Raw genomic sequence first — 25,693 nt, forward strand, 5'->3', positions numbered from 1 at the left:
GGCCGGTCAGAGCGCGGCCAGGCGGTCCAGGGCCAGCTGCAGCGTCTCGTCGCGTTTGGCGAAGCAGAAGCGGGCGAGCCGCTGGTCCCGGCCATCGGCGTAGAACGCGGCCAGCGGGATGGCGGCCACCCCCACCTCGGTGGTGAGCCAGCGGCAGAAGGCCTCTTCCGGCAGGTCGCTCGCGGCCGAATAGTCGACACATTGGAAATAGCTGCCCTGGCTGGGCAGCAGCGTGAGCCGCGTGCGCGCCAGCCCGGCGCGGAACAGGTCGCGCTTGCGCTGGTAGAAGGCCGGGAGGCCCAGGTAGGGGGCGGGGTCGGCGAGGTACTGCGCCAAGGCGTGCTGCATGGGGGTGTTCACCGTGAACACATTGAACTGGTGCACCTTGCGGAATTCCGCCGACAGCGCCGCGGGTGCTGCCACGTAACCCACCTTCCAGCCGGTCACGTGGAAGGTCTTGCCAAAGCTCGACACCACCACGCTGCGGGCCGCCAGTTCGGGATGGCGCGAGACGCTCTCGTGCTGCTGGCCATCGAACACCATGTGTTCGTACACCTCGTCGGCGATCACCAGCACGCCGGTGTTGCGCACCACGGCGGCGAGTTCGGCCATGTCGCCGGCCGTCCACACGCTGGCGCTCGGGTTGTGCGGCGTGTTGACGAGGATCGCGCGCGTGCGCGGGGTCATGGCGCGGCGGATCGCGTCGAAGTCGGGGCGGAAGGTGCGTGCGGTGAGCGGCACGTGCACGGCCCGCGCACCGGCGAGCACGATGTTGGGCTCGTAGCTGTCGTAGCAGGGGTCGAGCACGATCACGTCGTCGCCGGGGTGCACCAGCGCGAGGATCGTGGTCAGGATGGCCTGGGTGGCGCCGGCGGTGATGGTGACCTCCGTGCCGGGGTCGTAGCGGTGCCCGTACAGGCGCTCGATCTTCGCCGCGACCGCCTCGCGCAGCGCCGGCACGCCCGCCATCGGCGGGTACTGGTTGTGGCCGGCACGCATCGCGGCCGTCACGGCGTCCACCAGCGCGGGGTCGCAGTCGAAGTCGGGGAAGCCCTGGCCGAGGTTGACTGCGCCATGCTGGGCGGCCAGCGCCGACATCACGGTGAAGATGGTGGTGCCCACCTGCGGCAGGCGGCTGTCGATCGAGGGTGTCATGGTGTCAGGCGGGGGCGCTCGCGGGCGGTTCACCGCCCATGGCTTGGAGGATGGTGGTGCGGGTGAGGCGGTCGGCCAGCATTTCGGCAAAGGCGAACACGAAGTTTCGCAGGTAGGCGCCGCGCTTGAAGGCCACGCGCGTGACGTTCTGGCCGAACAGGTGGCCCACTGGCCGCCAGACCAGGTCGCCGCCAGGCGGGTCGTCCCTTACGGCGGTCTCGGCCAGGATGCCGATGCCGAGGCCGAGCCGCACGTAGGTCTTGATGACGTCGGCGTCGATGGCTTCCAGCACGATGGTGGGCTTGAGGTTGCCGGCGGCAAACGCCTGGTCCACCCGCGTGCGCCCGCTGAACGACGGGTGGTACGACACGAGGGGCTGCAGGGCCAGGTCTTCGAGGGTCAGGGTCTCGGCCTGCGACAGCGGGTGGCCGGCCGGCATCACGATCGCGTGCTGCCATTCGTAGCAGGGCAGCGTGACCAGGCCGTCGAAGTCGTTGATGGCCTCGGTGGCGATGCCGATGTCGGCCACCTCGTCGATCACCATCTGGGCCACCTGCGCGGGCGACCCCTGGTGCAGGCTGATGTTGACCTTCGGGAACTTGCGGCGCAACTGGGCCACGGGGCCGGGCAGGAAATAGCGGGCCTGGCTGTGGGTGGTGGCGATGGACAGCGTGCCGGCGTCCTGCTTCGAGAATTCCTCGCCGATGCGCTTGAGGTTGCCCACCTCGCGCATGATGATCTCGATGGACTTGAGCACCTCGGCGCCTGGCTCGGTGATGCGCCGCAGGCGCTTGCCGTGCCGCGCGAAGATGTCCACGCCGAGCTCACCCTCCAGCTCGAGGATGGCCTTGGACACCCCCGGCTGCGAGGTGAACAGCGCGCGGGCGGTTTCGGTCAGGTTCAGGTTGCGCCGGACGGCTTCTTGGACAAACCGGAACTGGTGCAGGTTCATATTCCAGGGCGAGGTGCGGCGATGCCCTGATTATTCCACTTTGCGTCTAAGAGTTCGTCCGTAAATCATGTCGATCTTCAGCGGCGCCTAGCTGCAGCCCCCAACGCGGTACTGGCCGGGTGCGGTCTGTTGCAGGCTGCTGGTCTGGAACCACCAGCCCATCGACTCGCCTGAGCCCTTGGCGTAGGTGGCGCCGAAGAACATCGTGGCGCGGTCGGCGGTGTAATGGTCGGAGTTGGTCGCGGTGATGCAGGGTTCGGCCTCAGGCGAACCGACGCCGGCCAGGTCGTCCACCATGGCTTTGATGGCCTTCATCTGCGGGCCGGCCTTGAGCGCGTAGTCGGCGCTGTCATAGCCCCACCAATCCCAGCAGCTGTTGGTGGCCCCGGGGCCGGTCTGCGGGTAGAGCACCACAATGCGGTTGCTGTCGGCCCAGCGGTTGTAGCCCGTGCGGCGCACGAACTGATCGCCGATGTCGCCGTTGTTCTGCCTGCAGCCGTGCAACGCCACGTGCAACGCGCAGGGCGCGCTGCCATCGCAGGCCGCCGGCACGTAGGCCCAGCCCTTCGCGCCCAGGCCGTGGCCACTGCCATAGCGGCCCTGCTCGAACTCGATGAAGCGCCCGCCGAGCGGGCCGTTGTTGCGCGGCGCGAGCGGCCCGTGCAAATGGGCCAACAGCCCCCCGGCGAGGTCGAAGTCGCAGTCGTTGATGAAGGGCGGGCCCTTGGCGGCGCAAGCGCTGCCGAAGTCGTCGGTGACCATCGCGTGTTCTGCCACGATGTCGGTTTTCAGCAGGATGCTCGTGGCCGGCATGAATTCGGCGTAGTAGGTCATCAGTTCGTGCGTTGCGCGCGGGTTCACCGTTGTGTCGACGGTGCCGGCGAACAGGTAGGCCTTCGACGTGGCCAGGTTGGACACCGCATCGATCTGGCCGCCTGTCGCACGGGTTCGCGTGAGGGCGGTCAGGTGGCCCACCGGGATGCTGCCGCTGCTGGTCATGCAGCGCCCTAGCGCGTTGGAGAGCGCGCCTTCGGCACAGTCGTAGGGGCCGCCGGCCACCACGCCCGCACCCTTGGCAAAGGTGGCCGAGTACGCCACGTGCATCTGCACCGCCATGAAGCCGCCGGATGACAGGCCTGACACCGACACCTGGGTGCGGTCCACGATGTTGTGCGGCAATGGCTCGGCCGCGGCCGCGGCCGTGGCGGAGATGGACATGAAAGCGATCAGCGCCAAGGCCGCGGAGCGCCGGTTCGGTTCGATCGACATGAGAATCTCCCGGAGTTGCAGGCGCGGTGCCGCGCAGCCGCTCACCGCGATCTTGCCGGGGGGCGTCTCGAAGTCCATCCCCATGTTGGTGGAGATGCACTTGTCGGTGCTGTCGGCGCGATCAGGTTCCGAAGGCAGTCGCAGCGGCCTGCGCCATCGCGCTCAAGCTTGCGGCGGCGGTGCCGGATTGCGAGGCGGATACTCGGTGAGCTGGATCTGGGCGTCCGCGCCTTGTGTGCGACCGGCCCGCAGCACGACGTTGACGCCCGTGGTGGAGGATGCCTTGCCGCGTTCGAAGAGGTTCATCGTGGAGCGGCGCCACGTGGAAGGCTCGTTCAGGAGTTGGTCGCGATCAGCCTTTCGTGCCAGGACCACCGCTTCGTTGTCGGTGGCCTGGGCCACGTCGGTGAGCATTTGCAGCGTCTCGAAGTGACCCGCGGCCTGCGGCATCATCGTGTCGTGGATGTTGAAGTTCGCGAAGTTGCTCGGTGCCAGCGCCTGCGCGTCCTCGAGGAACCGATCCAGGTGCTGGTGCGCGAGTTCGCGGCCCTGCGTCTGCTTTTGCTGCTCGCTCCAGTCGGCCAGCGTTTCGAGATAGCGTTGTACCCACTGCTCGCGATTGAGCTCCACCTCGGCCAGCAGCGGCTCGGGCGTGTTGTAGTAGCGGTCGTGGTCCGCGTCGATCGTGCCGGCGAAGTCCAGCAGCGTGACCGAGGCCTTCTCGTAGCTCTGGCCGAACTCCCGGGTGCCCGATGCGATCAGCGGCCCTCTCAGGCCGGTGACCTCGGTGGACTGCTTTGCCGGAACACCCGCGGACGGCGCTGGCGCAGGGGCGCTGTGCGGGGCCGGTGCAGAGGCGCTGTGCGGCGCGCGCGGGTAGTTGTTGGGGTCGCCGATGTTGGCCGTGAGGCTGGCGGAGGCTCGGAACTTGTGCTGGGCGACCGAGCCCTGCTCGTTCAGCACCCTCACATGGCCCGAGTTGTCGGCGTACGACTGCTGCTGCCGCTCGGTCGACAGCATCATCGACGCGTTGGGACCGAACGTGGTGTTGCGCTGGCCCTTGCGCGGGTCGCCCACGCTCAGGCCGGCCGAGGCCGACATCTCGAGCGTGCTGCTGGCAACGTCCTGCGCCATGTCGGACACGATCAGCTTGTCATGGCGCGCCAGCAGGGCCGTCAGTGCATCGCTGTAGTGTTCGCCGCGGTCGTCGAGCAACGTTTCCCACCGGGCGAGGTCGCGCACCACGTTCTTCAGGTTCTCGATCATCTCGGGCAGCCGGCCCGGCTCGCGGCGGATGCGCAGGATGGCGCCTTCCGCATGGGTGCTGCTGAGCGAGCCTTTGATGCCCCCGGACAGGCGCAGTCCGAGCACGTCCTCGGCGAGCTTGAAGCTCGGCCCCGCGCTCAGCCCGAGTTCGCCCCCGACCTGGCGGATCGAGCCGGCGGTGATCTGCAGGCCCTGCATCGGGTGGAAGATGTCGATGAACGCCTCGCGCCGCACCTGCCCGCTGAGCACCGGCGTGACAAGCGGCGTGCCTGCTGCCGCCGGCAAGATCGACATCGGCGGCAGCCCCAGCCCGGCGACGGCACCGTCGGAGGCGCGCATCCGGGTGCGCAGGTCCCAGGCATCGAGCTTGGCGCAGATGTCGTCGACGAATCGCTGCCTGCCGTCCGAGGATGGCGACAGCAACTTCTCCGCGGCCTCCGCCTGCGCGAGGGACGATTCAAGCGCCGCGGCCACGTCTGCTTCCGCGCCGCCCGGCAGCGCCTGCAGTGCCTCGCCGGCTTGCCGGACCATCGACAGCAGTGTCTCGGCGGGCGGCATCCGCACGTCGTGGCCGGTCAGTGCCTCGCGAACATGCGCTTGAAGGGTCGACATCTCTTCGTCGGAGGGCGTGTGCTCCGGCCCGAGGTCGGGGTGTTCGCGCATGAACACCCCTAGCGCCTTCGCGATGGCGACCGTCGGTGCCGGCTCCTCCGCGAGCGCATGGGCGAAGTGCAGGTCCGCCGCCTCCTCCAGCGCCCGCGAGGCGGCGTGCGTGGCTTCTCGCGCTTGTACCGAGGGCGTGCGCAGGCCCACGGACGCGCCCACGGTGTCCAGCGTTTGCAGGATGCCGGAGCGAAGGGGCGTTTTCTTGCCCAGGGGGTTGCGCGAGGGCGGATCGAGTTGCTGCCGCCGGCTCGCCTGGGCTGCCGGCGAGTCGCCTTGCTCGATGTCCGTGTCCTGCGTTTCGCCGGGACTCACCATCTGCCAAAGGCGGTCCGCGATGCCGACCTCTGCTGCCATGGCGCGGTCGACCCACTGCGTGATCATCTTGGTCACGCGCTTGTTGATGCGCCCGAAGTGCGAATCCGGTTCGTTGGACAGGAAGCCCATGCGCACGGCGCGCTGCGCTGCCAGATCGCGGTGGGTGGGTGGGGCGGCGTCGGGGTTCTTGTCAATGGCGGTGACGGCCACCCGCTTCGCGCCTTCTAGCCATTCTCGGACGGCAGGCGATTCATGACGCTGTGCCTCGTCGGCACGCCAATAGGCGCGAACGTCGAGTGAATCGGCGGTTACCTGCGCGATCGTTGCCTTGTCGCGCGAGGCGAGCATCAGCACCTCCGTGCCGCGATGCACGCCGCTCATCAGGCGGAACAGCGCCTGCACGTCGTCTTTCACGTGCTCGGCGGCGTCGGACGCGATGTCCGCCGCGGGCTCCACGGACGACATCCAGCGCGAGGTGGGCGAGTCCATCAGTGCCTGCAGCGTGTTGGCCGCGCGCGCGGGATCCCCTCCGGTGAGATGCGCCAGCGAGCGCGAGATCGCCTCCACCATCGCCGAGCGCGGCATCGCCTCCTTCAGCGATTGCTCGGGCAGCCGGTCGACCAGCGCCTGGAGCCGGTCGCCGAGATCCGGCATGGGCTCGATCAGGGCGAAGCCCGGTGGGTGCAGGACCATCAGGTCCAGCAGGCGCTGCTCGGCTGCGTCCAGCGCGGCATCGTGCTGCGCCTGGATCTGCCGTGCGCCCTCGGCTGAGGCCTGGACCACGGGTCTCTGGCGGGCCACTTCATCCAGCGTGGCCTGGCGCTGCTGCGACACAGACACGTCGGCATCCTCCGGCTCGCCGGTGGGGGCGAGCCGGTCGAGTTCGCCGATGGAGAAGTCCTGGCGCACACGCGTGGCGGTGTGCATGCGGGCCGACGCTGCCAGGTTGCGCAGCTGCGACGTCGACAGGGCCGCGTCGAGGTCGGCGGCAGCGGCCCGCAGGGCGGCATGCGTCTGTTCGCCGGGCTCGGTGTCGTGCCGGCGGGTGGCGTCGCGGAGGGCGTTCTCGGCGGCATCCATCCGGAGGGTGAAGTCCAGGTCCACCGACTCCTGCAGCACCTCGGCTGCGCGGTCGGGGTTGATCGGGGGCCGGCCGCCGCGCGGTTGCCCGGCGCCCAGGGGGACCACCGCTCCGTTCCTCTCGCCGGTAAGGAAGCTGGACATCGGTGCGTGGAACGCAGAGGGGACCAAGCCGGCAGGCGACAGGGCAGCGACGCGGCGCCGCAGCTGGGAGGTGCCCGGACGCTCCATGTTCGACGGCGAATCGGCCGTTGCCCGGCCTGACACTTTCAGCACTTGCGCTGGGTCAGCCTCGCTCTGGCGGCGCGAGCGCAGTGGCGTATCTGCACCCGTCGACGGCGAGGGGACGGGGCGCGATGGATGCTCGCGCGTGCGGTCGTTGCCTGGCACGAGAAAGGTCGTGTTGACCGGGCGTTTGTGAAGCCAATTCCACATGCAGCGTGTTCTCCGATGTCCGTTCCCGGTCACCATAACCATCGGCATTGCACGGCGTGGGGCTGTACGCGAAGCGTCACGCTCCTTCGCGAAGTCGCGGGGTGGGGGAGTCCCGCCGTCGGCCCGGTGGCCGCCGGTGTATCAAGGCGTGGTGTCGAGCAGGTCGATGGCGGTGTTGGCCATGGCCGAGATCACCGGGGCCAGTTCACCCACCGCGGGGGTCAGCGTCCAGGAGACCGCGGGGTGGGCCGCACGCAGCCCGTCCAGCAGCACCGGCAGGTCCTTGCGCACGTGGCCACCGGCGCCCAGGAACAATGGCACCACGGTGACCGACGTGCAGCCCGCCGCCGCCAGCGTGTTGCCCGCGGTGACGATGTCGGGGGCCATGAACTCGAGGAAGGCGAGCGCCACCGGCATGCCGGGGCGTTGCACGCGCACGCGGCGGGCCACGTCCTCGAACGGCACCGCCCAGTTCGGGTCGCGCGCACCGTGGGCAAACAGCAGCAGTCCGGGTTGGGCGTTCATCGGTACCTCACGAGCCAGCTGAACGCGGCGAGCGACAACAGGAGGTAGATCAGGCTCGGCGTGGCCGCCACGATCCACGGTGTCCAGTTCTTCAGCAGCCCGATGTGCGCCGCCACGTTGTTCATCAGCACGAAGCTGATGCCCAGCATGATGCCCCCGAACACCTTCAGGCTCACGCCACCCGCGCGAGCATGCAGGTACGCGAACGGCAACGCGAGGCCCACCATCACGAGGCAGGCGAGCGGGTACAGCGCGCGCTTCCAGAAGCGCAGCTCGTAGCGCTGGGCCGTCTGCTCGTTGTCGGAGAGGTGAGCGATGTAGCGGAAGAGCTCGAACGTGGACATCGAGTTGACCGGCAGCACGGCCGAGGCCACGACGTTGGCCGCCAGCGTGCTCTGCCACCGGTACGTGTCGAGGTTCTTCACGTCCACCTTGAGGCTGCCGGTGTCGGCGGACGCGGCGCCAGAGGCGCCGCTCCAGTCGGTCAGCACCACCTTGTTCAGCGTCCAGGTGGCATCGGCACCCACGCGGCCGCTGTCGGCCGCGATGCGTTGCACCAGGCGGCCCTCTGCGTCGAATGCATAGATGCGCACGTAGAGCAGTTCGCCGTTGGCCGCGGCGGTGGCCACGTTGATCGAGTAGGTGCGTTCGCCGTCGGGGGTGTTGACGCGGTCCTTCATCCACGCGCCCGCCCGGCCGAGGCTCAGCCCGCCCTTGACCCTCGCGTGCAGTTCGGCAGCCGCCCGTTCGCTCAGCGGCGCGAGGTAGTCGCCCACGAGGAACGTGAGCACGCCGAACGCGATGCCGAGGCCCATCAGCAGCGACAGCGCCCGGCCCGGGCCCAGCCCGCCGGTGCGCAAGATGGTGAACTCCGACGACTGCGCGAGCCGCGACAGCGCGTAGATGGTGCCGATCAGCACCGCGATGGGCGCGAGCTCGTAGAGGTGGCCGGGCAGTTCGAGCAGCGAGTACAACGCGGCCTGCATGGCCGAGTAGTCCTTGTTGACGTCGCCGAGTTCGTCCACGAAGTCGATGAAGAAGAACAGCGAGAGAAACGCGATGGCCACGAACACCACGGCGCTCACCACGTCGACGTACAGCAGGCGGCGGACTGTTTTCATGCGCGGGCCCTGGTGCGGATGGGGGCGGGCTTGCGCCAGCTCAGGTGGGTGCCGTTGTCGCGCCACCAGAGCATCACGAGCGCGAGGACGAAGGCGCCGCCGTGGATCACCGCAAGCGCGGCACCCATGCCGATGCGGCTGGACGACACCCAGGCCTGCGAGAGGTTGATGAGGTTGTAGTAGACGACGAAGGCCAGCAGCGCGAACAGCAGGTTCCAGTTGCTGGCGCGCCGCGGCTGCGTGGCCGAGAGGCTGAGCGCGAGCAGCAGCAGGTTCGCCGAACCGAGCGTCAGGCCCACGCGCCAGGTGAGTTCACCCAGCGCCTTCGGTTCCGGGTTCATCAGCAGGTCGAGCGTGGGCCGCGCCTTGAAGGGCAGGGCGGTGGCCTGCTGGCTCGCCCGCTCGCCCACCTGGATGCGGTAGCTCTGGAAGCGCGAGACGGTGTTCTCGTTCGTCTTGAGGTCCTGTTCGTTGCGCTGGCCGCTGTCGAGCACCAGGAAGTCGGCTTCCGGCGTGTGGTCGATGCGCCCGGTGCGGGCGGTGGTCACCGACTCGTTGGAGCCCTTGCGGATCAGGATGAACACGTTGCGGCCGGTGGCACCATCCGCCTGGTCGCGGTCGATGAAAAACACGCGGGAGCCGTCGCGCGAGGACTGGAACTGGCCGGGGGCCACGCGGGAGAGGTCGGATCGCCGTTCGAAGCGTTCCTTCAGTTCGGCGCTCTGCTGGTTGACCCACGGCCACACCACCAACGCCATGAGGCCCACCACCACCAGCACCGGCCAGCTGACCCGCAGCACCGGGCGCACGAAGCGGTTGAGCCCGATGCCGCTTGCGAACCAGATCGACATCTCGCTTTCGCGGTACATGCGCCCGAGCGTGACCACGACGGCGATGAACAGCGACAGGCTGAGCATCGTGGGCAGGTTGGCGAGCGACGTGAACCCGAGCAGCAGGACCACGTCCTGCGGCGACACGTTGCCCACCGCGGCCTGGCCCAGCGTGCGGATCAGGAACATCGTGAGCACGATGGTGAGAATGACGACCAGCGTCGCACCGAATGTGCGGGCAACGTCTCGGCGCAGGGTGGAATCGAATAACATCGTTGGATTATTGTTTGGGCCGCATTATGGACGTTCGCCACCAGATTCTTTCGCTGACTGCCTTGTCCTCGCTGAATGCCGATGCACTGCTGCTCGTGGTAGCCGGCGACAGCCTGGATACCAAGCTCGACCCGAAGCTCGCAGCACCCATCGACGACGCCATCGCACAGGGCGACTTCGTGCTCAAGGCCAGCCGCACCTTGTACCTCCATCGACAGCCCGGCGTCCGTGCCGGCCGCGTGGTGCTGGCCGCGGCATCGGGCACGTCGCCGAAGGCCTTCAAGTCGGCCGTCGCGTCGGGCCTGGCGGCATTGAAGCACACTGGTGCGAAGCACGTCGGTGTCGCCGCCGCCGGCATCGAGCTCGACGCGAGCCATGCCGAGGCGCTGGTGGCCGCGGCACTCGATGCCACCTACGTGTACCGCCACACCAAGCCCAGCGCGCCGCCCGCAGCGGCGCTGGCCACGGTCACCCTCGTCACCGACAAGGTCCACGCGAAGATGGCGCAACTGGGCATCACGCGCGGCCTGGCCATCGGTGCCGGCGTCACGCTGGCCCGCGAATGGGCCAACCGCCCGGCCAACCACTGCACCCCCACGCTGCTCGCCGAACAGGCCAAAAAGCTCGCCAAGAGCCACCAGGACGTGAAGGTCGAGGTGCTGGACCGCAAGGCGATCGAGAAGGTCGGCATGGGCTCGTTCCTCGCGGTGTCGCAGGGTTCCGAGGAGGCGCCGCGTTTCATCGTGCTGCGCTACCAGGGTGCGGCCAAGACGAAGGCGCCCATCGTGCTGGTGGGCAAGGGGGTCACGTTCGACACCGGGGGCATCTCCATCAAGCCCGCGGCCGAGATGGACGAGATGAAGTTCGACATGGGCGGTGCGGCAAGTGTGCTCGGCACGTTCCTCGCGGTGGCCGAGCTGAAGCCGAAGGTCAACCTCGTGGGGCTGATCCCCGCCTGCGAGAACATGCCCGATGGCCGGTCGCTGAAGCCGGGCGACGTGGTCACCAGCCTGTCGGGCCAGACCATCGAGGTGCTCAACACCGACGCCGAAGGCCGTTTGCTGCTGTGCGACGCGCTCACCTACGCCGAGCGTTTCAAGCCGGCCGCCGTGGTGGACATCGCCACGCTGACCGGCGCCTGCGTCATCGCCCTCGGCAACCATCGCAGCGGCCTGTTCACGGCCGACGAAACCCTCGCCAGCGAACTCCAGGACGCAGGCCAGGCCGGCCTCGACCCGTGCTGGCGCATGCCGCTCGACGAGGAGTACGACGAAGGGCTCAAGAGCAACTTCGCCGACATGGCCAACGTGGGGCCGCGCGCCGGCGGGGCCATCACCGCCGCGATGTTCCTGCGCCGTTTCACGGCCAAGTACCGCTGGGCCCACCTCGACATCGCTGGCACGGCCTGGAAATCGGGCGCGGCCAAGGGCGGCACCGGGCGGCCCGTGCCGCTCCTGACCCACTTCGTGCTGTCCCAGGCGTCCTGATCCCGGCCCGTCCCCATCCGATGACCGAGGTCAGCTTCCATTTCAACGTGCCCGACCGCATGGGGTACGCGTGCCGCCTGCTGCGCAAGGCGGTGCGGCGAAATGCCCGCGTCGTGGTGACGGGACCACAGACCCTGCTGTCCCAGCTCGATCGGCAGCTCTGGACGTTCGAAGCGCTGGACTTCATCCCCCACGTTCATGCACGATCGGGCCAACCGCTGGCACCACGTTTGCGTCACACTCCCGTCTGGCTGGCCGAACAGGTGCAGGATGCACCACATCAGGACGTCCTCTTGAACTTGGGAGACGAGTTGGTCAACGGCTTCGAAAGCTTCTCGCGGGTCATCGAACTCGTGCCGGTCGACGGGCCGGCGCGGATGGCCGGGCGTGCGCGCTGGAAACACTATGCCGACCGCGGCTACGTGCTGCAGAAGCACGACGTGGCGCAGGACCCGTCCGCATGAAGATGAACGCCCCGAGCAGCCCGCCAGCACACCGGCTTCCGGTGTTGACGGAAGTGGTGCAGCTCGCCGATCCGCCCGAGATGCTGCCGGCCGCCGTGGTCGATGACACGGTCCGCCTGCTGGACGTTGCGGCCGGTGCCCGGCTGACCCCTCGGTCCATGCCGGAACCCGAACCTCAGCCAGAACCCGTGCCGCTCGTGGAGCAGCCGGCGCCGTTCCCGTTTTCCCACGACGCACCGTCTCCGCCAGAGTGGCTGAAGCGCCGCCCCACCGATGCCAAGGTGGACCTGCCGCTGCCGGCCATGGCGCCGCAGACCCCGCTGCCGTCCGACTTCTCGGGCAGCTGGTGGAGCCGCGACGAAGGGCCGGCGGTGCTGCCGTCGCCCACCCCGGTGCCCATGCCCATCCCGGCTCCCCTGGTGGCCCATGCGCCGGCGGTGACGCCCGTGTCCGAAGACGAACTGGTGCGGCGCGTGCTTGCCGGCATCGACGGCCAACTCGACCTGATGTTCGACGACCAGCTGCGCGACGCCATCGTGCCGGCGCTGGCGCGGGCCGCCGACGTGCTGATGGCCGACCTGCGCGGCCAGCTGGCCGCCACGCTCCACGAGATGGTGGCGCACGCCGTCGCCATCGAAATGGCGCGCCACGGCCGTGGCGGCGGCGGTACGATCTGACGTTTCTTTCGTGTGTGCGAGTGGTAGTGCCCAAGGCTGGCCCGATCCGTGCCTAGCCTCCTTTCTTTTCAATCCATGAGGAGTTCGTGTATGAAGCGTTCACTGTTTGCACTGTCGGCCGTTGTCGTTGCCGTCGCCCTGGCCGCCTGTGGCAAGAAGGCGGACGAAGAACAGGTCATCAAGATCGGCCACGTGGGCCCCACCAGCGGCGAAATCGCCCACCTGGGCAAGGACAACGAGTACGGGGCTCGCCTCGCGATCGACGAACTCAACGCCAAGGGCGTGATGATCGGTGGCAAGAAAGTGAAGATCGAGTTGCTGGCCGAAGACGACGCCGGCGATCCGAAGCAGGGCACCGCCGCCGCCCAGAAGCTGGTCGACGCCAAGGTCAACGGCGTGGTGGGCCACCTGAACTCCGGCACCAGCATCCCGGCCTCGAAGATCTACAGCGATGCCGGCATCCCGCAGATCTCCCCGTCGGCCACCAACCCGACCTACACCCGCCAGGGCTTCAAGACCACGTTCCGCGTCGTCGCCGACGACGTGCACCTGGGTGGCACGCTCGGCCGCTACGCGATGAACCAGATCAAGGGCAAGTCGATCTCGGTGATCGACGACCGCACGGCCTATGGCCAGGGCGTGGCCGAGGAATTCGTCAAGGCCGTGACGGCCGCGGGCGGCACCGTGGCCTCGCGCCAGTTCACCAACAACAAGGAAAAGGACTTCAGCTCCATCCTGACGGCCATCAAGGCCACGAAGCCTGACGTCGTCTTCTTCGGCGGCATGGACGCCGTGGCCGGCCCCATGCTGCGCCAGATGAAGCAGCTCGGCATCGACTCCAAGTTCATGGGCGGCGATGGCATCTGCACGGGTGAACTGCCCAACCTCGCCGGTGGCGGGCTGGTCCAGGGCCAGATCGTCTGCGCCGAGGCCGGTGGTGTCGAAGGTGAAGAGAAGGCCGGCATGGAAGAGTTCAAGAAGCGCTTCAAGGAGAAGTTCAACGTCGACGTGAAGCTGTACGCCCCGTACGTCTACGACGCCGTGAACGTGCTCGTGGCCGCCATGGTCAAGGCCGACTCGGCTGATCCGGCCAAGTACCTCCCGGTGCTGGCCAAGACCGAAGGCTACAAGGGCGTGACCGGCACCATCGCGTTCGACGAGAAGGGTGACATCAAGAACGGCGCGCTGACGCTGTTCACGTTCAACGGCGACAAGCGCGAGCAGATCGCCGTCGTGCGCTGAGACCCAGCTCGACCTGCGTGCAAAGGGTGCCTTCGGGCACCCTTTTTTATGTGCGTTTGGCGTTAGAGTGCCAGGATCCATGAGCACGCGATCCGACTCCTCCGCCCCCGCCCGACGTGCAGCCACGCTGCGCGAACAACTCCGCGAGCACGCGCACCGCTACTACGTCCTCGACGAACCGCAGGTTCCGGACGCCGAATACGACCGGCTGTTCCAGGAACTGCAGGCCCTCGAAGCGGCCCACCCCGACCTGCTCACGGCCGACTCGCCCACGCAGCGTGTGATCGGCCAGGTGCTGGACGGCTTCGCCGAGGTGCACCACACGGTGCCCATGCTCAGCATCCGCACCGAGACCGACACCGAACCCACGGGCGCGCTCGCGTTCGATGCCCGAGTGCGCAAGGAACTCGCGCTGGCCGAGACCGATCCGCCGGTGCGCTACGCCGCCGAACTGAAGTTCGACGGGCTGGCCATCAACCTCCGCTACGAACACGGGGTGCTGGTGCAGGCGGCCACCCGCGGCAATGGCGAAACGGGTGAGGACGTGACCCAGAACATCCGCACCATCGGCCAGGTGCCGCTGCGCCTGGCACAAAGCGACGCCGCGGTGCTGGAAGTGCGCGGCGAGGTGTACATGCGGCGCGACGCCTTCGAGGCGCTCAACGAACGCCAGCGCGACCTGATCGCCCACGGGGCCAGGAACGAGAAGACGTTCGTCAACCCGCGCAATGCCGCGGCCGGTGCGGTGCGCCAGCACGACCCGGCCATTGCGCGCAAGCGGCCGTTGAGCTTCTTCGCCTACGGCCTGGGTGACGTGTCGGGCTGGGACATCCCGCCCACGCATGGCGAACTGCTCGATGCGCTGGCTCGCCTGGGGCTGCCGGTGAGCCAGGAGCGGGCCGTGGTGGAAGGCGCGGAGGGCCTCGTGGCATTCCACCGCCGCATCGGCGAGCAACGCGACGCGCTGCCGTTCGACATCGACGGGGTCGTCTACAAGGTCGACGACCGGGCGCTGCAGAAGCGCCTCGGCTTCGTGTCGCGCGAGCCGCGGTGGGCCGTGGCCCACAAGTACCCCGCGCAGGAGCAGATGACCGAGCTGCGCGCCATCGACATCCAGGTGGGCCGCACCGGCAAGCTCACGCCCGTGGCCAAGCTCGTGCCGGTGTTCGTGGGCGGCACCACCGTCAGCAACGCCACGTTGCACAACGAGGACGAGACCCGGCGCAAGGACGTGCGCGTGGGCGACACCGTGGTCGTGCGGCGCGCCGGCGATGTGATCCCGGAGGTGGTGGGGGTCGTTCTCGACCGCCGCCCGGCCCACGTGGGCGAACCGTTCGACCTGTACAAGAAGCTCGACGGCAAGTGCCCGGTGTGTGGCAGCGCTATCCAGCGAGACGAGGGCGAGGCCAACTGGCGCTGCAGCGGCGGGTTGTTCTGCGCGGCCCAGCGCAAGCACGCCATCCTGCACTTCGCGAGCCGCCGGGCCATGGACGTGGAAGGCCTGGGCGACAAGCTGGTGGAGCAACTGATCGACAGCGGCCTGATCCGCACGCTGCCGGAACTCTACAAACTCGGCATTGCCAAACTGACGGCGCTCGAGCGCATGGGCGAGAAGAGCGCGCAGAACCTGATCGACGGCCTGGCACGCAGCAAGCAGACCACGCTGGCGCGGTTCCTGTTCGCGCTGGGCATCCGCAACGTGGGCGAAACCACCGCCAAGGACCTGGCCCGGCATTTCGGCGCGCTCGACCGCCTGCTGGATGCCACCGTCGAGCAACTGCTCGAGGTGCCCGACGTGGGGCCCATCGTGGCCGAGAGCATCCGCACGTTCTTCGACCAGCCGCACAACCGCGAGGTGGTGGAGCAGCTGCGCGCGGCCGGCATCCACTGGGTTGAAAACGAAGGCACCGCCGACACGTCGCCCAAACCCTTCGCCGGCAAGACCTTCGTGCTGACCGGCACGTTGCCCACCTGGACCCGCGACGAAGCCCAGGCCGAGATCGAGGCGGCCGGCGGCAAGGTGAGTGGGTCGGTGTCGAAGAAGACCCACTATGTGGTGGCGGGCGAAGAGGCGGGCAGCAAGCTGCAGAAGGCCACCGACCTCGGCATCCCGGTGCTCGACGAAGCCGGCTTGCGCGACCTGCTGAAGGCCGGCGGCCGCTGACCGGCCGCCTCACACACTCACAAGAGGACCTGCCACGTGACCATCCGAGAGATCCTGAAGATGGGCGACCCGCGGCTGTTGCGGGTGGCCCAGCCGGTGACGGCGTTCGACACCCCCGAACTGCACGCGCTGGTGGCCGACATGTTCGACACCATGCACGAGGCCCAGGGTGCCGGCCTGGCCGCGCCGCAGATCGGCATCGACCTGCAGCTGGTGATCTTCGGGTTCAAGAAGACCGACCGCTACCCTGACGCGCCGCCGGTGCCGGAGACCGTGCTCATCAACCCGGTCATCACGCCGCTGTCCGACGCCGAGGAAGACGGTTGGGAAGGGTGCCTGTCCGTGCCGGGCCTCCGTGGCATCGTGCCGCGGTGGTCGCGCATCCGCTACACCGGGTTCGACCCGGCCGGCGAGCGCATCGACCGCGAGGCCGAGGGCTTCCATGCGCGGGTCGTGCAGCACGAATGCGATCACCTGATCGGCAAGCTGTACCCCATGCGGGTGCGCGATTTCTCCAAGTTCGGGTTCACGAGCGTGCTGTTCCCGGGGCTGGACCCGTCCGACGACGACTGAGCGGTTCGCGGGCCTGTCAGCCGAGGGGCCCGCTGCCGCGTTGTGGTGGGAACCCACCCGGTGCCGCGGGCTCCAACCGGAGGATAAACGTCCATGAAAACCCTGAGATTGACCTCCTTCCACCGCGCTGCGTGGCTGTTCGGCCTGCTGCTCGCGGCCGTGCTGGCCTGGCCGGCCCATGCCCAGGATGCCGGCGATGCCGCCGACCCGCCGGGCCGCGTGGGACGGCTGGCCGAGGTCCAGGGCGAGGTGTGGGTCTTCGACAACGAGGAAAACGAATGGATCGAGGCGGTCCGCAACCGCCCGGTGACGGTGGGTGACCGCCTGTCGTCGTCCCGCACCGGCCGCGCCGAGGTGCGCATCGGCTCCACCACGCTCCGCGTCGATGGCAACACCGAAGTGGAGGTGTCGGCACTCGACGACGACCGCATCACGCTGCAACTGCACAGCGGCGACGTCGCCGCGCGCCTGCGCACCCGCGAGGCCGCGCAGGAATTCGAGCTGGTGACCCCCGAGGGCACCTTCCGCCCCGACCGCGCAGGCAGCTACCGCTTCACCCGCGACGACGACACCACGGAAGCCAGCGCGTTCAGCGGCCAGTTGCAGCTGCGTGCACGCGACGCCGGGGTCACGGTCAAGGCCGGCCAGCGGTACCGCTTCTGGCAAGACAACGGCACCCAGTTCGAACTGGCCGAGCTGCGCCGGGATGCGTTCGACGACTGGGTGGCATCCCGCGACGACCGCGAGGACCGCAGCGTCTCCGCCAGGTACGTTTCGCCCGAGATGACCGGCGTCGAGGACCTGGACCGCTACGGCCGCTGGGAGCAGGACGCCGAGTACGGCGCGCTGTGGATCCCGCGCGACGTGGGGCCAGGCTGGGCGCCGTACCGCGTGGGCCATTGGGTGTGGATCAGCCCGTGGGGCTGGACCTGGGTGGATGACGCCCCCTGGGGCTTTGCCCCGTTCCACTACGGCCGCTGGGTGTCGCGCGGCAACATCTGGTGCTGGTCGCCCGGCCGCTACGTGGCCCGGCCGGTGTATGCGCCGGCACTGGTGGCCTGGATCGGTGGCGGCGGCGCCAGCGTGTCCATCAACGTGGGCCGCCGAGCGCCGCCCACCGTGGGGTGGTTCCCGCTGGGCCCCCGCGAAGTCTACGTGCCGGGCCATCGGTTCACGCCGCATTACATGCGGCACGTGAACGACAACCAGGTGCCGAACGGCTTCAACTTCAACCCGTTCATCCGCGACCCCCGTGCCGCCGTCGAACGCGGCCACTACCGCCACCGCGGCATGCCGCAGGCCGTGACGATCGTGCCACGCCAGGTCATCGAACGGCGCCAGCCCGTGGGCCCCGCCATCATCGGCATGAACGGCCGCGCGTTGCCTGGTGCGGACCGCGACCGGCCGCGACCCGACGCGCCGGTGATGCCCGGTGGCCGGCCCGGCATCGGGCAGCGTCCCGCGCCGCAGGTGGCCATTCCGGCCGCGCCCGGTGGCGGCGGGGACCGTTTCGGTGCGCCGCGTTTCGGGCGGGGCGACCGCCAGGAGCCGCGCGACAACGATCGCCGCTGGCGTGACAACAACCCGCCGGTGAACAGCAACCCCGCACCCCAACCCGCCTTCGGCGGGGGGCGCGACGACGCCGACCGGGTGCGGCCGGGCATGCGCCCGGGGTTCCCCACCGACCCGGGCCGGCCCACGCCCACGCCGTCGCCGCGAGACGATCGCTGGCGCCAGCTGCGCCCGGCGGCGCCCCAACCGGAGCCCCAGCAGCCCGCGCCGCGCATCGAGACCACGCGGCCGGCACAGGATCCCGATGCGCACCGCCCGGGTGGGTTCAACCACATGCGGCCCCATCCGCAGGTGCAGCAGCCGCAGGCCCAGCAACCGCAGGCCCAGCAGCCACGGCCGCAACCGCAACCCATGCCGGCACCCCAGGTGCAGCCACGGCCGCAACCGCAACCGCAGCCCATGCCTGCACCCCAGGTGCAGCCGCGCCCACAACCCCAGCCGCAGCCGCAGGCACAACCCGCGCCGCAGCGCGGGCCGGGCGGCGGGGAAGGGCAGCAGCGTGGCGGCGATCAGCGCCGCGACGAAGGCCCGCGCCACCGCCGCATGGACTGACGGCCGCTGCTCAGCGCAGCAGCGGTTTGAGGGCCGGCCACACGTTGGCGAGCATCGTGGGGTGGGCTTCCTCGCGCGGGTGGATGCGATCGGACTGGAAGTTTGCCTCGGCGTTCGGCACGTCGGCCACCCCGCGCAGCAGGAATGGCACCAGGGCGGCCTGCTCGTCGCGGGCCACCTCGGAGAACACCGCACCGAAATCGGCCGCGTACTTGCGCCCATAGTTCGGGGGCATCTGCATGCCCACCACGACCACCTGGGCACCCGCCTCGCGTGCGCTGCGCGCCATGAACACGAGGTTCTCTCGGGTCATGGCCAGCGGCAGCCCTCGCAACGCGTCGTTGGCGCCCAGTTCGAGGATCACGATGTTCGGGGTGTGGCGCTTCAGCAGCGCCGGCAGGCGTGATCGCCCACCGGACGTGGTGTCACCGCTGATGCTCGCGTTGACCACCTTCGCGCCGATCTTCTGCTGAGCCAGTTGCTGCTCCAGCAGCGCTACCCAGCCCTTGCCCCGGGTGAGGCCGTACTCGGCCGACAAGCTGTCGCCCACCACGAGAATCACCGGTGCCGTGCCATCCGGCGTGGCCGCGAATGCCATGCCCCCAGCAACGGCGAGCGATAGCAAGGTACATTGCTTCAGCAGTTGCCTGCGTGTCCTGTTTTCCATCCCTGACTCCTACCTTCCATGGCCGACCCCATCATCGCTGTCCAGCACGTGACCAAGCAGGTGCACGACACCAGCGGTTTGCTGACGATACTCCACGACATCGACTTCAGCCTCGAGGCCCGCGAATCCGCGGCCATCGTGGGCGCGTCGGGCTCGGGCAAGAGCACGCTGCTGTCGATCATCGCGGGCTTGGACACCCCCTCCGCGGGAACAGTTCGCCTCGGCGGCACCGATTTGTTCGCCATCGACGAAGACGAACGTGCCGCGGTGCGGGCGGCCCGCCTCGGTTTCGTGTTCCAGAGCTTCCAGCTGCTGGCCAACCTGAACGCACTCGAGAACGTGATGCTGCCGCTCGAGCTGCAGGGCCGCGCCGACGCGCGGGCGCAGGCCACCGAGATGCTCAAGCGCGTGGGCCTCGGCGAACGGCTCAGCCACTACCCACGGGTGCTGTCCGGTGGCGAGCAGCAGCGCGTGGCGTTGGCCCGGGCCTTCGTGGTGCGGCCGGCCGTGTTGCTGGCCGACGAACCCACGGGCAGCCTCGACTTCGCCACGGGCGAGCGGGTGATGCAGCTGATGTTCGACCTCAACCGCGAAGCCGGCACCACGCTCGTGCTCGTCACCCACGACCGTGCCATCGCGGCACGTTGCGACCGGCAACTCCGCATCGAGGCCGGCCGGCTCGAATTGCCCGTGCCCGTGCCGGCGCTCTGACGGCGCCCTGGAAATACCAAAGGGCGCCCGAAGGCGCCCTTTGGTTGTCGAGCCGTTGGTGTATCAGCCCGCGGGCTGGAACTTGTACGTCGTCTTCGACTTGGCCTTGATCTCGTCACGGAAGTCGGTGAGGCGCTTCTGGTTCAGGCTTTGCTGGATCTGGGGGCGCACCTCGTCGAGCGACGGCGGTTTGGCGTCGCGGGTGTCGTCGAGCTTGATGATGTGGAAGCCGAACTGGGACTTGACCGGCTCCTGGGTCATCTCACCCTTCTTCAGCTTCACGAGGGCCTGCGAGAACTCGGGCACGTAGGAGTTGGGGTTGGCCCAGTCCAGGTCGCCGCCTTCCTTGCCGGACCCCGGGTCCTTCGAGTGTTTCTTCGCGAGGTCCTCGAACTTGGCGCCGGCCTTGATCTTGGCGATCAGGTCCTTCGCCTCGTCTTCCTTGTCGACGAGGATGTGGCGCGCACGGAATTCGCTGCCACCGGCTTGCGCCACGAACTTCTCGTACTCGGCCTTGATGTCTTCGTCGGTGACCGGGTTGCTCTTCTGGTAGTCGACGAAGAGTTCGCGGATCAGGATGCCCTGGCGAGCCAGTTCGATCTGGTCGAGGTATTCCTTGCGGGAAGACAGGCCACGGCGCACGGCTTCCTGGACGAACATCTCGCGCAGCACCACCTCGTCGCGGACCTGGGTTTCGAGTTCAGGGGTGCGCGGCTGCTGCCCTTGGCGCGTGGCCTGCTGAAGGAGGGCGTCGACCCGGGACTGCGGCACGGGCTTGCCGTTCACGGTCGTGACGTTCTGCGCATCGGTCGCGGACGGGGCGGTGCTGTGCTGGCAGGCAGTGGCCAGCAACACACATGTCCCCAGCAACGAGGCGCGGGCGACAACGGACAGCTTCTTCATGGGCAAGTGGCCTTTCAAGGGGGATCGGGGGTGGGGACTGCCGTTGCGGCGCCGCACAACAGGGCGCGGTGATTGGCTAGTCGCCAGGGGCGCGGGCGTCGATGGCAAGCGCGTGGATACCGCGCGGAATCAAGAGGTAAAGCGCATCATAAACGAGCCGATGGCGCTTCAGCCGTGACAATTGGTTGAACCGGTCGCTGACCACCAGCACGTGGAAATGCCGGCCTTCCCGGGCACCGGCATGGCCCGCGTGCAGGTGGCTGTCGTCGCGCACCTCGAGGGTTTGCGGCGCCAGCGCCTCGCGCAACGCGGCTTCGATGTCGGCACTGGACACAGGCATGGTCAGGCCGCGTCCTTCGGTGCGCTGCCGGCCTCGGCCGAGTCGTCCTTCAGGTGCTTGCCGAGGTACAGCCCCTGCGCCACCATGAAGACCAGCATCAGCCCGGTGATGCCGAAGAGCTTGAAGTTGACCCACGTGGCGGTTTCGAAGCTGTAGGCCACGTAGAGATTCAGCAGGCCCATCAGGCCGAAGAAGGCCACCCAGGCGAAGTTCAGCCGCTGCCACACACCGGGCGGCAGCTCGAACTGCGCGCCCATCAGGGCCTGCACGAGGTTCTTGCGGAAGAAGGTCTGGCTCACCCAGAACGCCAGGCCCATCACCCAGTAGAGGCCCGTGGGTTTCCACTTGATGAACGTGTCGCTGTGGAACCAGACGGTGGCGGCGCCCAGCACGGTGACGAGCGCCAGGCTCACCCACAGCATCGCGTGCACCTTCTGGCGGCGCACCAGCAGCCAGGCGACCTGCGCGAGGGTGGCCACCACCACGACCACGGTGGCCAGCAGCACGGGCGCTTCGTTGGGGCCCACCACGCCGCCCGACACCATGAAGCCGAGGTGTTCGCTGGCGAACGCGGCGGCCCATTCCTTGTGCCCCTCGCCGTACTTGAACACGGCGAAGAACATCAGGATGGGCAGGAAATCGAGTAGCAGTTTCATCAGGTGGGCCGGAAGGTCATTTCGGTTCGAAGTCTATCGCGGCCGAGTTGATGCAAAAGCGCTCGCCGGTGGGTTCGGGGCCATCGGGGAAGACGTGGCCCAGGTGCGAGCCGCAATTGTTGCAGCGCACCTCGACCCTCACCATGCCGTGGCCGTGGTCCACGATGCGTTCGACAACCTCGCTGTTGACCGGTTCCCAGTAGCTGGGCCAGCCGCAGCCCGCGTCGAACTTGGTGGCGGACTCGAACAGCGGCGTGCCGCAGCCGACGCAGTTGTAGTGGCCGGCCTGGAAGTGGTCCCAGTACTTGCCGGTGAAGGCGCGTTCGGTGGCGGCGTGACGGGCCACCTCGTATTGGATGGGGTCGAGCTGCGCGCGCCACTCGGCGTCGGTCTTCTGCACCTTGCGGGGCTTGTTGTCAGGGGTACTCATGATGAACAGGACACCTCGATCTGGTTCGCCCATGCGGGCGGGAAATCGGCATACGCCGACCATTCAGGTTGTTCGTCGTACGGCCGGGCAAGGATCTGACAAAGGCGCTCGACCTCGGAAAAATTGCCCTGCCGGGCGTCTCGGATCGCCACTTCGGCCAGATGGTTCCGCAGCACGTACTTGGGGTTGGCCCGGTTCATTCGCAAGGCCCGCTCGGTGTCGTCGCTGCCTTCCTCGGCCAGGCGGCCGCGGTAGCGGGTGGCCCACGCGTCGAAGGCCTCGCGGTCGATGAACAGGTCCCGGATGGCCGCGTTGTCGGCGCCGGCGGTGGTGCCGAACCCGGCCAGGCGGCGGAACGCGATGGTGTAGTCGGTGCGGTCGGCCGCCATGCGTTCCAGCAGGCCTTCGACCAGCTGGTGGTCGCCTTCCTGGCGCGTGGCAAGACCCAGTTTCGCGCGCATCCGGGCCATCAGCGCGTCGGGGAACGCCGTCTTGTAGCGTTCGAGGGCACCCAGCGCAGCGTCGCTGTCACCGATGAGGGGCATCAGGCCCTGGGCCAGGGCGTGCAGGTTCCAGAACGCCACGTGGGGCTGGCGCGCGTAGGCGTACCGGCCCTGGTGGTCGGAGTGGTTGCAGATGTGGCCCGGGTCGAACGCATCGAGGAAGCCGAACGGACCGTAGTCGATCGTGAGGCCCAGGATCGACATGTTGTCGGTGTTCATCACGCCGTGGCAGAACCCCACGGCCTGCCAGTCGGCCATCAGCGACGCGGTGCGCTCGGTGACCGCCTCCAGCAGCGCCACCACCGGCTGCGCGGCCTCGCGGCAGGCGGGGTACAGCGTGTCGATGGTGAAGTCGGCCAGCTGCTGCAGGGCAGCCGGGTCTTCGGCGGTGTGGGCGAAGTGCTCGAAGTGGCCGAAGCGGATGAAGCTCGGGGCCACGCGGGTGACCACCGCCGCGGTCTCGACCTCCTCGCGCCGCACGGGCAGCCGCGAGCCGGTGATGCACAGCGCACGGGTGGTGGGCACGCCCAGCCCGGCCATGGCCTCGGAGCAGAGGAATTCACGGATGGATGAGCGCAGCACCGCGCGGCCGTCCCCCATGCGGGAGTAGGGGGTGAGTCCGGCGCCCTTGAGCTGCAGCTCCATCGGGCCGGCTGGCGTGGCCATCTCGCCGAGCCACAGCGCACGGCCGTCGCCCAGCTGCCCGGCCCACACGCCGAACTGGTGGCCGCTGTACACCGAGGCGAGCGGGTTCATGCCGGTGGCCAGCGTGTTGCCGCTCAGGGCCGCGAGGGTGTCGGCATCGCCGGGCCGTTCTGCGGGCAAACCGAGCAGGCGCGCGCACTCGGGGCTCCAGGCGACCCAGTGCGGGTCGGGCATGCCTTGCGGAGGGAGTGGCGTGAAAAACGCGGGTCCGAGGGACTGGAACCGGTTGGGCCACTGCGCGCTCGCAAAGGAGCCCGTGGCGTCGACGACAGCATTCATCCGCCAAGTGTAGCCAGCCGCCCGCGGCCGTTTCCCACTAGGGGTAAACCGAGGCGGCCCGAGCGCTGTGTGCTTTTTATGATGAGGCGATCGCAGACCCCTGCATATCCCGGAGAACCGCCATGCCGCGCCTGATGGGCCAGATGATGCAGAACCCTTTGACGATCTCGTCGCTGATCGTGCACGCCGCGCGTCACGCAGGTGACACCGAGATCGTGTCGAAGCGCACCGAGGGTGACCTCCACCGCTACACGTACCGCGACGCCGAACTGCGCTCGCGCCAGGTGGCCCAGGCGCTGGCCCGTCTCGGGTGCCAGCCCGGCGACCGCGTGGGCACGCTCGCCTGGAACGGCTACCGTCACCTGGAGATCTACTACGGCACGTCCGGGTCGGCGCTGGTGTGCCACACGATCAACCCGCGGCTGTTCCCCGAGCAGATCGCCTGGATCGTGAACGACGCCCAGGATCAGGTGCTCTTCTTCGACCTGACGTTCCTGCCGCTCGTGGAGAAGCTGGCGGCCGCGCTGCCGTCCATCCGGCACTACGTGCTGATGACCGACCGCGCGCACATGCCGGCGCAATCCGCCATCCCCGGCCTGCTGTGCTTCGAGGAACTGGTCGAGGCCGAGGACGGCCGGTACGCCTGGCCCGAGTTCGACGAAAACACGGCATCGAGCATTTGCTACACGTCTGGCACCACCGGCAACCCGAAGGGGGCGGTCTACTCGCACCGGTCCACCGTGCTGCACGCGTACGCGTGCGCGTTGCCCGACTCGCTCGGGTGTTCGGCGCGCGACACCATCCTTCCGGTGGTGCCCATGTTCCACGTCAACGCGTGGGGGTTGCCGTACTCGTGCCCGCTCGTCGGCGCCAAGCTCGTGTTCCCCGGCCCGCACCTCGACGGCAAGTCGCTGTACGAGCTGTTCGAGAGCGAAGGGGTCACGTTCAGCGCCGGGGTGCCCACCGTGTGGCTCGGCCTGTTGACACACGTGCAGAAGAACGGGCTGAAGTTCTCGACGTTCACGCGCACGGTGATCGGCGGATCGGCGTGCCCGCCGGCCATGTTCGACGCGCTGGAGAACGACTTCGGCGTGGAGGTCATCCACGCCTGGGGCATGACCGAGATGTCGCCCATCGGCACGGTTGCCAAGCTCAATTCGCACCATCGCGGCGCCGATGCGGCCACGCGCCGCAAGCTGCTGCTCACGCAGGGCCGTTCGGTCTACGGGGTGGACATGATGGTGATCGACGACGATCTCAAGCCGGTGCCATGGGATGGCACCACGTCGGGCAACCTGGTCGTGCGCGGCCCGTGGGTGATCGACAGCTACTACCGGCAGCCCACGTCGCCGCTGGTCCAGGTCGATGGGCGATCGTGGTTCCCCACCGGGGACGTGGCCGCCATCGACGCCGACGGGTTCATGCAGATCACCGACCGCAGCAAGGACGTGATCAAATCCGGGGGCGAGTGGATCAGCTCCATCGACATCGAGAACATCGCGATGTCGCACCCGGCGGTGCACGAGGCGGCGGCCATCGCCTGCCGGCACCCGAAGTGGGACGAGCGCCCGCTGCTCGTGGTGGTGCTCAAGCCCGGCGCCACCGCCACGCGGGAGGACCTGCTGAAGTTCTTCGAGGGCCGCATCGCGAAGTGGCAGGTTCCCGACGATGTGGCCTTCGTGGCCGAGCTTCCCCATACCGCCACCGGAAAAGTGCTGAAGCTCAAGTTGAGGGACCAGTTCAAGGACCACCGACTGCCCACGGCATGAGGGGATGGCTGAGCGTTTTCAGGGGCTCCTGGAAGCGGCCATTCCGCAAGGCGTGGCTGGAGGTCTAACATGCCGGCTGACCGGACGCCGAGCCGGCCCTGGTGCGCCGCGT

General features: G+C 68.5%; 22 protein-coding genes. 9 read left to right on the top strand and 13 right to left on the bottom strand.

Annotation, left to right across the window (positions count from 1 at the left end; genetic code table 11):
* Nucleotides 1-6: 6 nt before the first annotated feature.
* The 7 genes from ASC87_RS01390 to lptF all read right to left on the bottom strand — a co-directional run bounded on the left by ASC87_RS01390 (nucleotide 7) and on the right by lptF (nucleotide 9,887).
* Nucleotides 7-1,155: a pyridoxal phosphate-dependent aminotransferase gene (locus tag ASC87_RS01390; RefSeq protein WP_056655413.1), complete on the bottom strand. Its 1,149-nt coding sequence runs from the start codon at nucleotides 1,153-1,155 to the stop codon at nucleotides 7-9.
* Nucleotides 1,156-1,159: 4 nt separating this feature from the next.
* Complete coding sequence (locus ASC87_RS01395; protein WP_056655416.1) at nucleotides 1,160-2,107, bottom strand: CysB family HTH-type transcriptional regulator; 948 nt, start codon at nucleotides 2,105-2,107, stop codon at nucleotides 1,160-1,162.
* A gap of 87 nt (nucleotides 2,108-2,194) precedes the next feature.
* On the bottom strand, nucleotides 2,195-3,454 hold the full coding sequence (locus ASC87_RS01400) for a PHB depolymerase family esterase (protein WP_056655418.1): 1,260 nt from the start codon (nucleotides 3,452-3,454) through the stop codon (nucleotides 2,195-2,197).
* Nucleotides 3,455-3,538: 84 nt separating this feature from the next.
* A complete protein-coding gene (locus ASC87_RS01405; protein ID WP_056655422.1) occupies nucleotides 3,539-6,811 on the bottom strand; it encodes a hypothetical protein in 3,273 nt (1,090 codons plus the stop codon).
* 468 nt (nucleotides 6,812-7,279) lie between these two features.
* Nucleotides 7,280-7,663 carry a sirohydrochlorin chelatase gene (locus ASC87_RS01410; protein ID WP_056655425.1) on the bottom strand — a complete coding sequence of 128 codons (384 nt, stop codon included), beginning with the start codon at nucleotides 7,661-7,663 and terminating at the stop codon, nucleotides 7,280-7,282.
* Nucleotides 7,660-8,784: an LPS export ABC transporter permease LptG gene (lptG, locus tag ASC87_RS01415; protein WP_056655428.1), complete on the bottom strand. Its 1,125-nt coding sequence runs from the start codon at nucleotides 8,782-8,784 to the stop codon at nucleotides 7,660-7,662. The genes ASC87_RS01410 and lptG overlap by 4 nt, the downstream gene beginning before the upstream one ends.
* A complete protein-coding gene (gene lptF / locus ASC87_RS01420; RefSeq protein ID WP_056655432.1) occupies nucleotides 8,781-9,887 on the bottom strand; it encodes an LPS export ABC transporter permease LptF in 1,107 nt (368 codons plus the stop codon). Before lptF ends, lptG begins: the two co-directional genes overlap by 4 nt.
* A 26-nt stretch (nucleotides 9,888-9,913) precedes the next feature.
* Here lptF and ASC87_RS01425 point away from each other — a divergent pair, with 26 nt between their 5' ends.
* From ASC87_RS01425 to ASC87_RS01455, 7 genes are all read left to right on the top strand, one after another.
* A complete protein-coding gene (locus tag ASC87_RS01425) occupies nucleotides 9,914-11,374 on the top strand; it encodes a leucyl aminopeptidase (RefSeq protein ID WP_056655434.1) in 1,461 nt (486 codons plus the stop codon).
* A 20-nt stretch (nucleotides 11,375-11,394) separates the two neighbouring features.
* Entirely contained in the window at nucleotides 11,395-11,838 is a 444-nt protein-coding gene (locus tag ASC87_RS01430) for a DNA polymerase III subunit chi (protein ID WP_056655437.1), read from the top strand.
* A complete protein-coding gene (locus ASC87_RS01435; RefSeq protein WP_056655440.1) occupies nucleotides 11,835-12,515 on the top strand; it encodes a hypothetical protein in 681 nt (226 codons plus the stop codon). Before ASC87_RS01430 ends, ASC87_RS01435 begins: the two co-directional genes overlap by 4 nt.
* 90 nt (nucleotides 12,516-12,605) lie before the next feature.
* Entirely contained in the window at nucleotides 12,606-13,757 is a 1,152-nt protein-coding gene (locus ASC87_RS01440) for a branched-chain amino acid ABC transporter substrate-binding protein (RefSeq protein WP_056655443.1), read from the top strand.
* 79 nt (nucleotides 13,758-13,836) lie between these two features.
* Nucleotides 13,837-15,921 (top strand): NAD-dependent DNA ligase LigA, encoded by a 2,085-nt coding sequence (gene ligA / locus ASC87_RS01445; protein ID WP_056655446.1) that lies wholly within the window; start codon nucleotides 13,837-13,839, stop codon nucleotides 15,919-15,921.
* 36 nt (nucleotides 15,922-15,957) lie between these two features.
* Nucleotides 15,958-16,494, top strand: a complete 537-nt coding sequence (gene def, locus ASC87_RS01450; RefSeq protein ID WP_056655449.1) for a peptide deformylase — start codon at nucleotides 15,958-15,960, stop codon at nucleotides 16,492-16,494.
* A 93-nt stretch (nucleotides 16,495-16,587) separates the two neighbouring features.
* Nucleotides 16,588-18,618, top strand: coding sequence for a DUF6600 domain-containing protein (locus ASC87_RS01455; RefSeq protein ID WP_056655452.1), 2,031 nt, complete (start codon nucleotides 16,588-16,590; stop codon nucleotides 18,616-18,618).
* Between the two features lie 10 nt (nucleotides 18,619-18,628).
* On the opposite strand, the gene ASC87_RS01460 is transcribed toward ASC87_RS01455, so the two are convergent.
* A complete protein-coding gene (locus ASC87_RS01460) occupies nucleotides 18,629-19,285 on the bottom strand; it encodes an arylesterase (RefSeq protein ID WP_056655455.1) in 657 nt (218 codons plus the stop codon).
* A gap of 18 nt (nucleotides 19,286-19,303) precedes the next feature.
* Between ASC87_RS01460 and ASC87_RS01465 the strand changes: the two genes are divergently transcribed.
* Nucleotides 19,304-19,996 (top strand): ABC transporter ATP-binding protein, encoded by a 693-nt coding sequence (locus ASC87_RS01465; protein ID WP_056655458.1) that lies wholly within the window; start codon nucleotides 19,304-19,306, stop codon nucleotides 19,994-19,996.
* Between the two features lie 63 nt (nucleotides 19,997-20,059).
* Here the strand turns inward: ASC87_RS01465 and ASC87_RS01470 are convergent, their stop codons facing one another.
* The 5 genes from ASC87_RS01470 to ASC87_RS01490 all read right to left on the bottom strand — a co-directional run bounded on the left by ASC87_RS01470 (nucleotide 20,060) and on the right by ASC87_RS01490 (nucleotide 23,812).
* Entirely contained in the window at nucleotides 20,060-20,899 is an 840-nt protein-coding gene (locus ASC87_RS01470; protein ID WP_056655461.1) for a peptidylprolyl isomerase, read from the bottom strand.
* 76 nt (nucleotides 20,900-20,975) lie between these two features.
* Nucleotides 20,976-21,239 (bottom strand): BolA family transcriptional regulator, encoded by a 264-nt coding sequence (locus tag ASC87_RS01475; RefSeq protein ID WP_056655464.1) that lies wholly within the window; start codon nucleotides 21,237-21,239, stop codon nucleotides 20,976-20,978.
* Between the two features lie 2 nt (nucleotides 21,240-21,241).
* Nucleotides 21,242-21,895: a septation protein A gene (locus ASC87_RS01480; protein ID WP_056655467.1), complete on the bottom strand. Its 654-nt coding sequence runs from the start codon at nucleotides 21,893-21,895 to the stop codon at nucleotides 21,242-21,244.
* Nucleotides 21,896-21,911: 16 nt separating this feature from the next.
* The gene (msrB, locus tag ASC87_RS01485; RefSeq protein WP_056655470.1) at nucleotides 21,912-22,325 is read right to left on the bottom strand and encodes a peptide-methionine (R)-S-oxide reductase MsrB; all 414 of its coding nucleotides are present in this window, start codon (nucleotides 22,323-22,325) and stop codon (nucleotides 21,912-21,914) included.
* A complete protein-coding gene (locus ASC87_RS01490) occupies nucleotides 22,322-23,812 on the bottom strand; it encodes a YdiU family protein (RefSeq protein ID WP_056655474.1) in 1,491 nt (496 codons plus the stop codon). Before ASC87_RS01490 ends, msrB begins: the two co-directional genes overlap by 4 nt.
* 122 nt (nucleotides 23,813-23,934) lie before the next feature.
* On the opposite strand from ASC87_RS01490, the gene ASC87_RS01495 reads away from it, so the two are divergent.
* A complete protein-coding gene (locus ASC87_RS01495; RefSeq protein ID WP_304440673.1) occupies nucleotides 23,935-25,581 on the top strand; it encodes a 3-(methylthio)propionyl-CoA ligase in 1,647 nt (548 codons plus the stop codon).
* Nucleotides 25,582-25,693 lie beyond the last annotated feature (112 nt).

It is taken from the genome of Rhizobacter sp. Root1221 (assembly GCF_001425785.1).
GTDB lineage: Bacteria > Pseudomonadota > Gammaproteobacteria > Burkholderiales > Burkholderiaceae_C > Rhizobacter.

Bases quoted from the DNA above. Each gene is read 5' to 3' on its own strand.
- ASC87_RS01390 (WP_056655413.1), bottom strand. From the start codon at position 1,155: ATGACACCCTCGATCGACAGCCGCCTGCCGCAGGTGGGCACCACCATC.
- ASC87_RS01395 (WP_056655416.1), bottom strand. From the start codon at position 2,107: ATGAACCTGCACCAGTTCCGGTTTGTCCAAGAAGCCGTCCGGCGCAAC.
- ASC87_RS01400 (WP_056655418.1), bottom strand. From the start codon at position 3,454: ATGGACTTCGAGACGCCCCCCGGCAAGATCGCGGTGAGCGGCTGCGCG.
- ASC87_RS01410 (WP_056655425.1), bottom strand. From the start codon at position 7,663: ATGAACGCCCAACCCGGACTGCTGCTGTTTGCCCACGGTGCGCGCGAC.
- lptG (WP_056655428.1), bottom strand. From the start codon at position 8,784: ATGAAAACAGTCCGCCGCCTGCTGTACGTCGACGTGGTGAGCGCCGTG.
- lptF (WP_056655432.1), bottom strand. From the start codon at position 9,887: ATGTTATTCGATTCCACCCTGCGCCGAGACGTTGCCCGCACATTCGGT.
- ASC87_RS01425 (WP_056655434.1), top strand. From the start codon at position 9,914: ATGGACGTTCGCCACCAGATTCTTTCGCTGACTGCCTTGTCCTCGCTG.
- ASC87_RS01430 (WP_056655437.1), top strand. From the start codon at position 11,395: ATGACCGAGGTCAGCTTCCATTTCAACGTGCCCGACCGCATGGGGTAC.
- ASC87_RS01435 (WP_056655440.1), top strand. From the start codon at position 11,835: ATGAAGATGAACGCCCCGAGCAGCCCGCCAGCACACCGGCTTCCGGTG.
- ASC87_RS01440 (WP_056655443.1), top strand. From the start codon at position 12,606: ATGAAGCGTTCACTGTTTGCACTGTCGGCCGTTGTCGTTGCCGTCGCC.
- ligA (WP_056655446.1), top strand. From the start codon at position 13,837: ATGAGCACGCGATCCGACTCCTCCGCCCCCGCCCGACGTGCAGCCACG.
- ASC87_RS01455 (WP_056655452.1), top strand. From the start codon at position 16,588: ATGAAAACCCTGAGATTGACCTCCTTCCACCGCGCTGCGTGGCTGTTC.
- ASC87_RS01460 (WP_056655455.1), bottom strand. From the start codon at position 19,285: ATGGAAAACAGGACACGCAGGCAACTGCTGAAGCAATGTACCTTGCTA.
- ASC87_RS01465 (WP_056655458.1), top strand. From the start codon at position 19,304: ATGGCCGACCCCATCATCGCTGTCCAGCACGTGACCAAGCAGGTGCAC.
- ASC87_RS01470 (WP_056655461.1), bottom strand. From the start codon at position 20,899: ATGAAGAAGCTGTCCGTTGTCGCCCGCGCCTCGTTGCTGGGGACATGT.
- ASC87_RS01475 (WP_056655464.1), bottom strand. From the start codon at position 21,239: ATGCCTGTGTCCAGTGCCGACATCGAAGCCGCGTTGCGCGAGGCGCTG.
- ASC87_RS01480 (WP_056655467.1), bottom strand. From the start codon at position 21,895: ATGAAACTGCTACTCGATTTCCTGCCCATCCTGATGTTCTTCGCCGTG.
- msrB (WP_056655470.1), bottom strand. From the start codon at position 22,325: ATGAGTACCCCTGACAACAAGCCCCGCAAGGTGCAGAAGACCGACGCC.
- ASC87_RS01490 (WP_056655474.1), bottom strand. From the start codon at position 23,812: ATGAATGCTGTCGTCGACGCCACGGGCTCCTTTGCGAGCGCGCAGTGG.
- ASC87_RS01495 (WP_304440673.1), top strand. From the start codon at position 23,935: ATGCCGCGCCTGATGGGCCAGATGATGCAGAACCCTTTGACGATCTCG.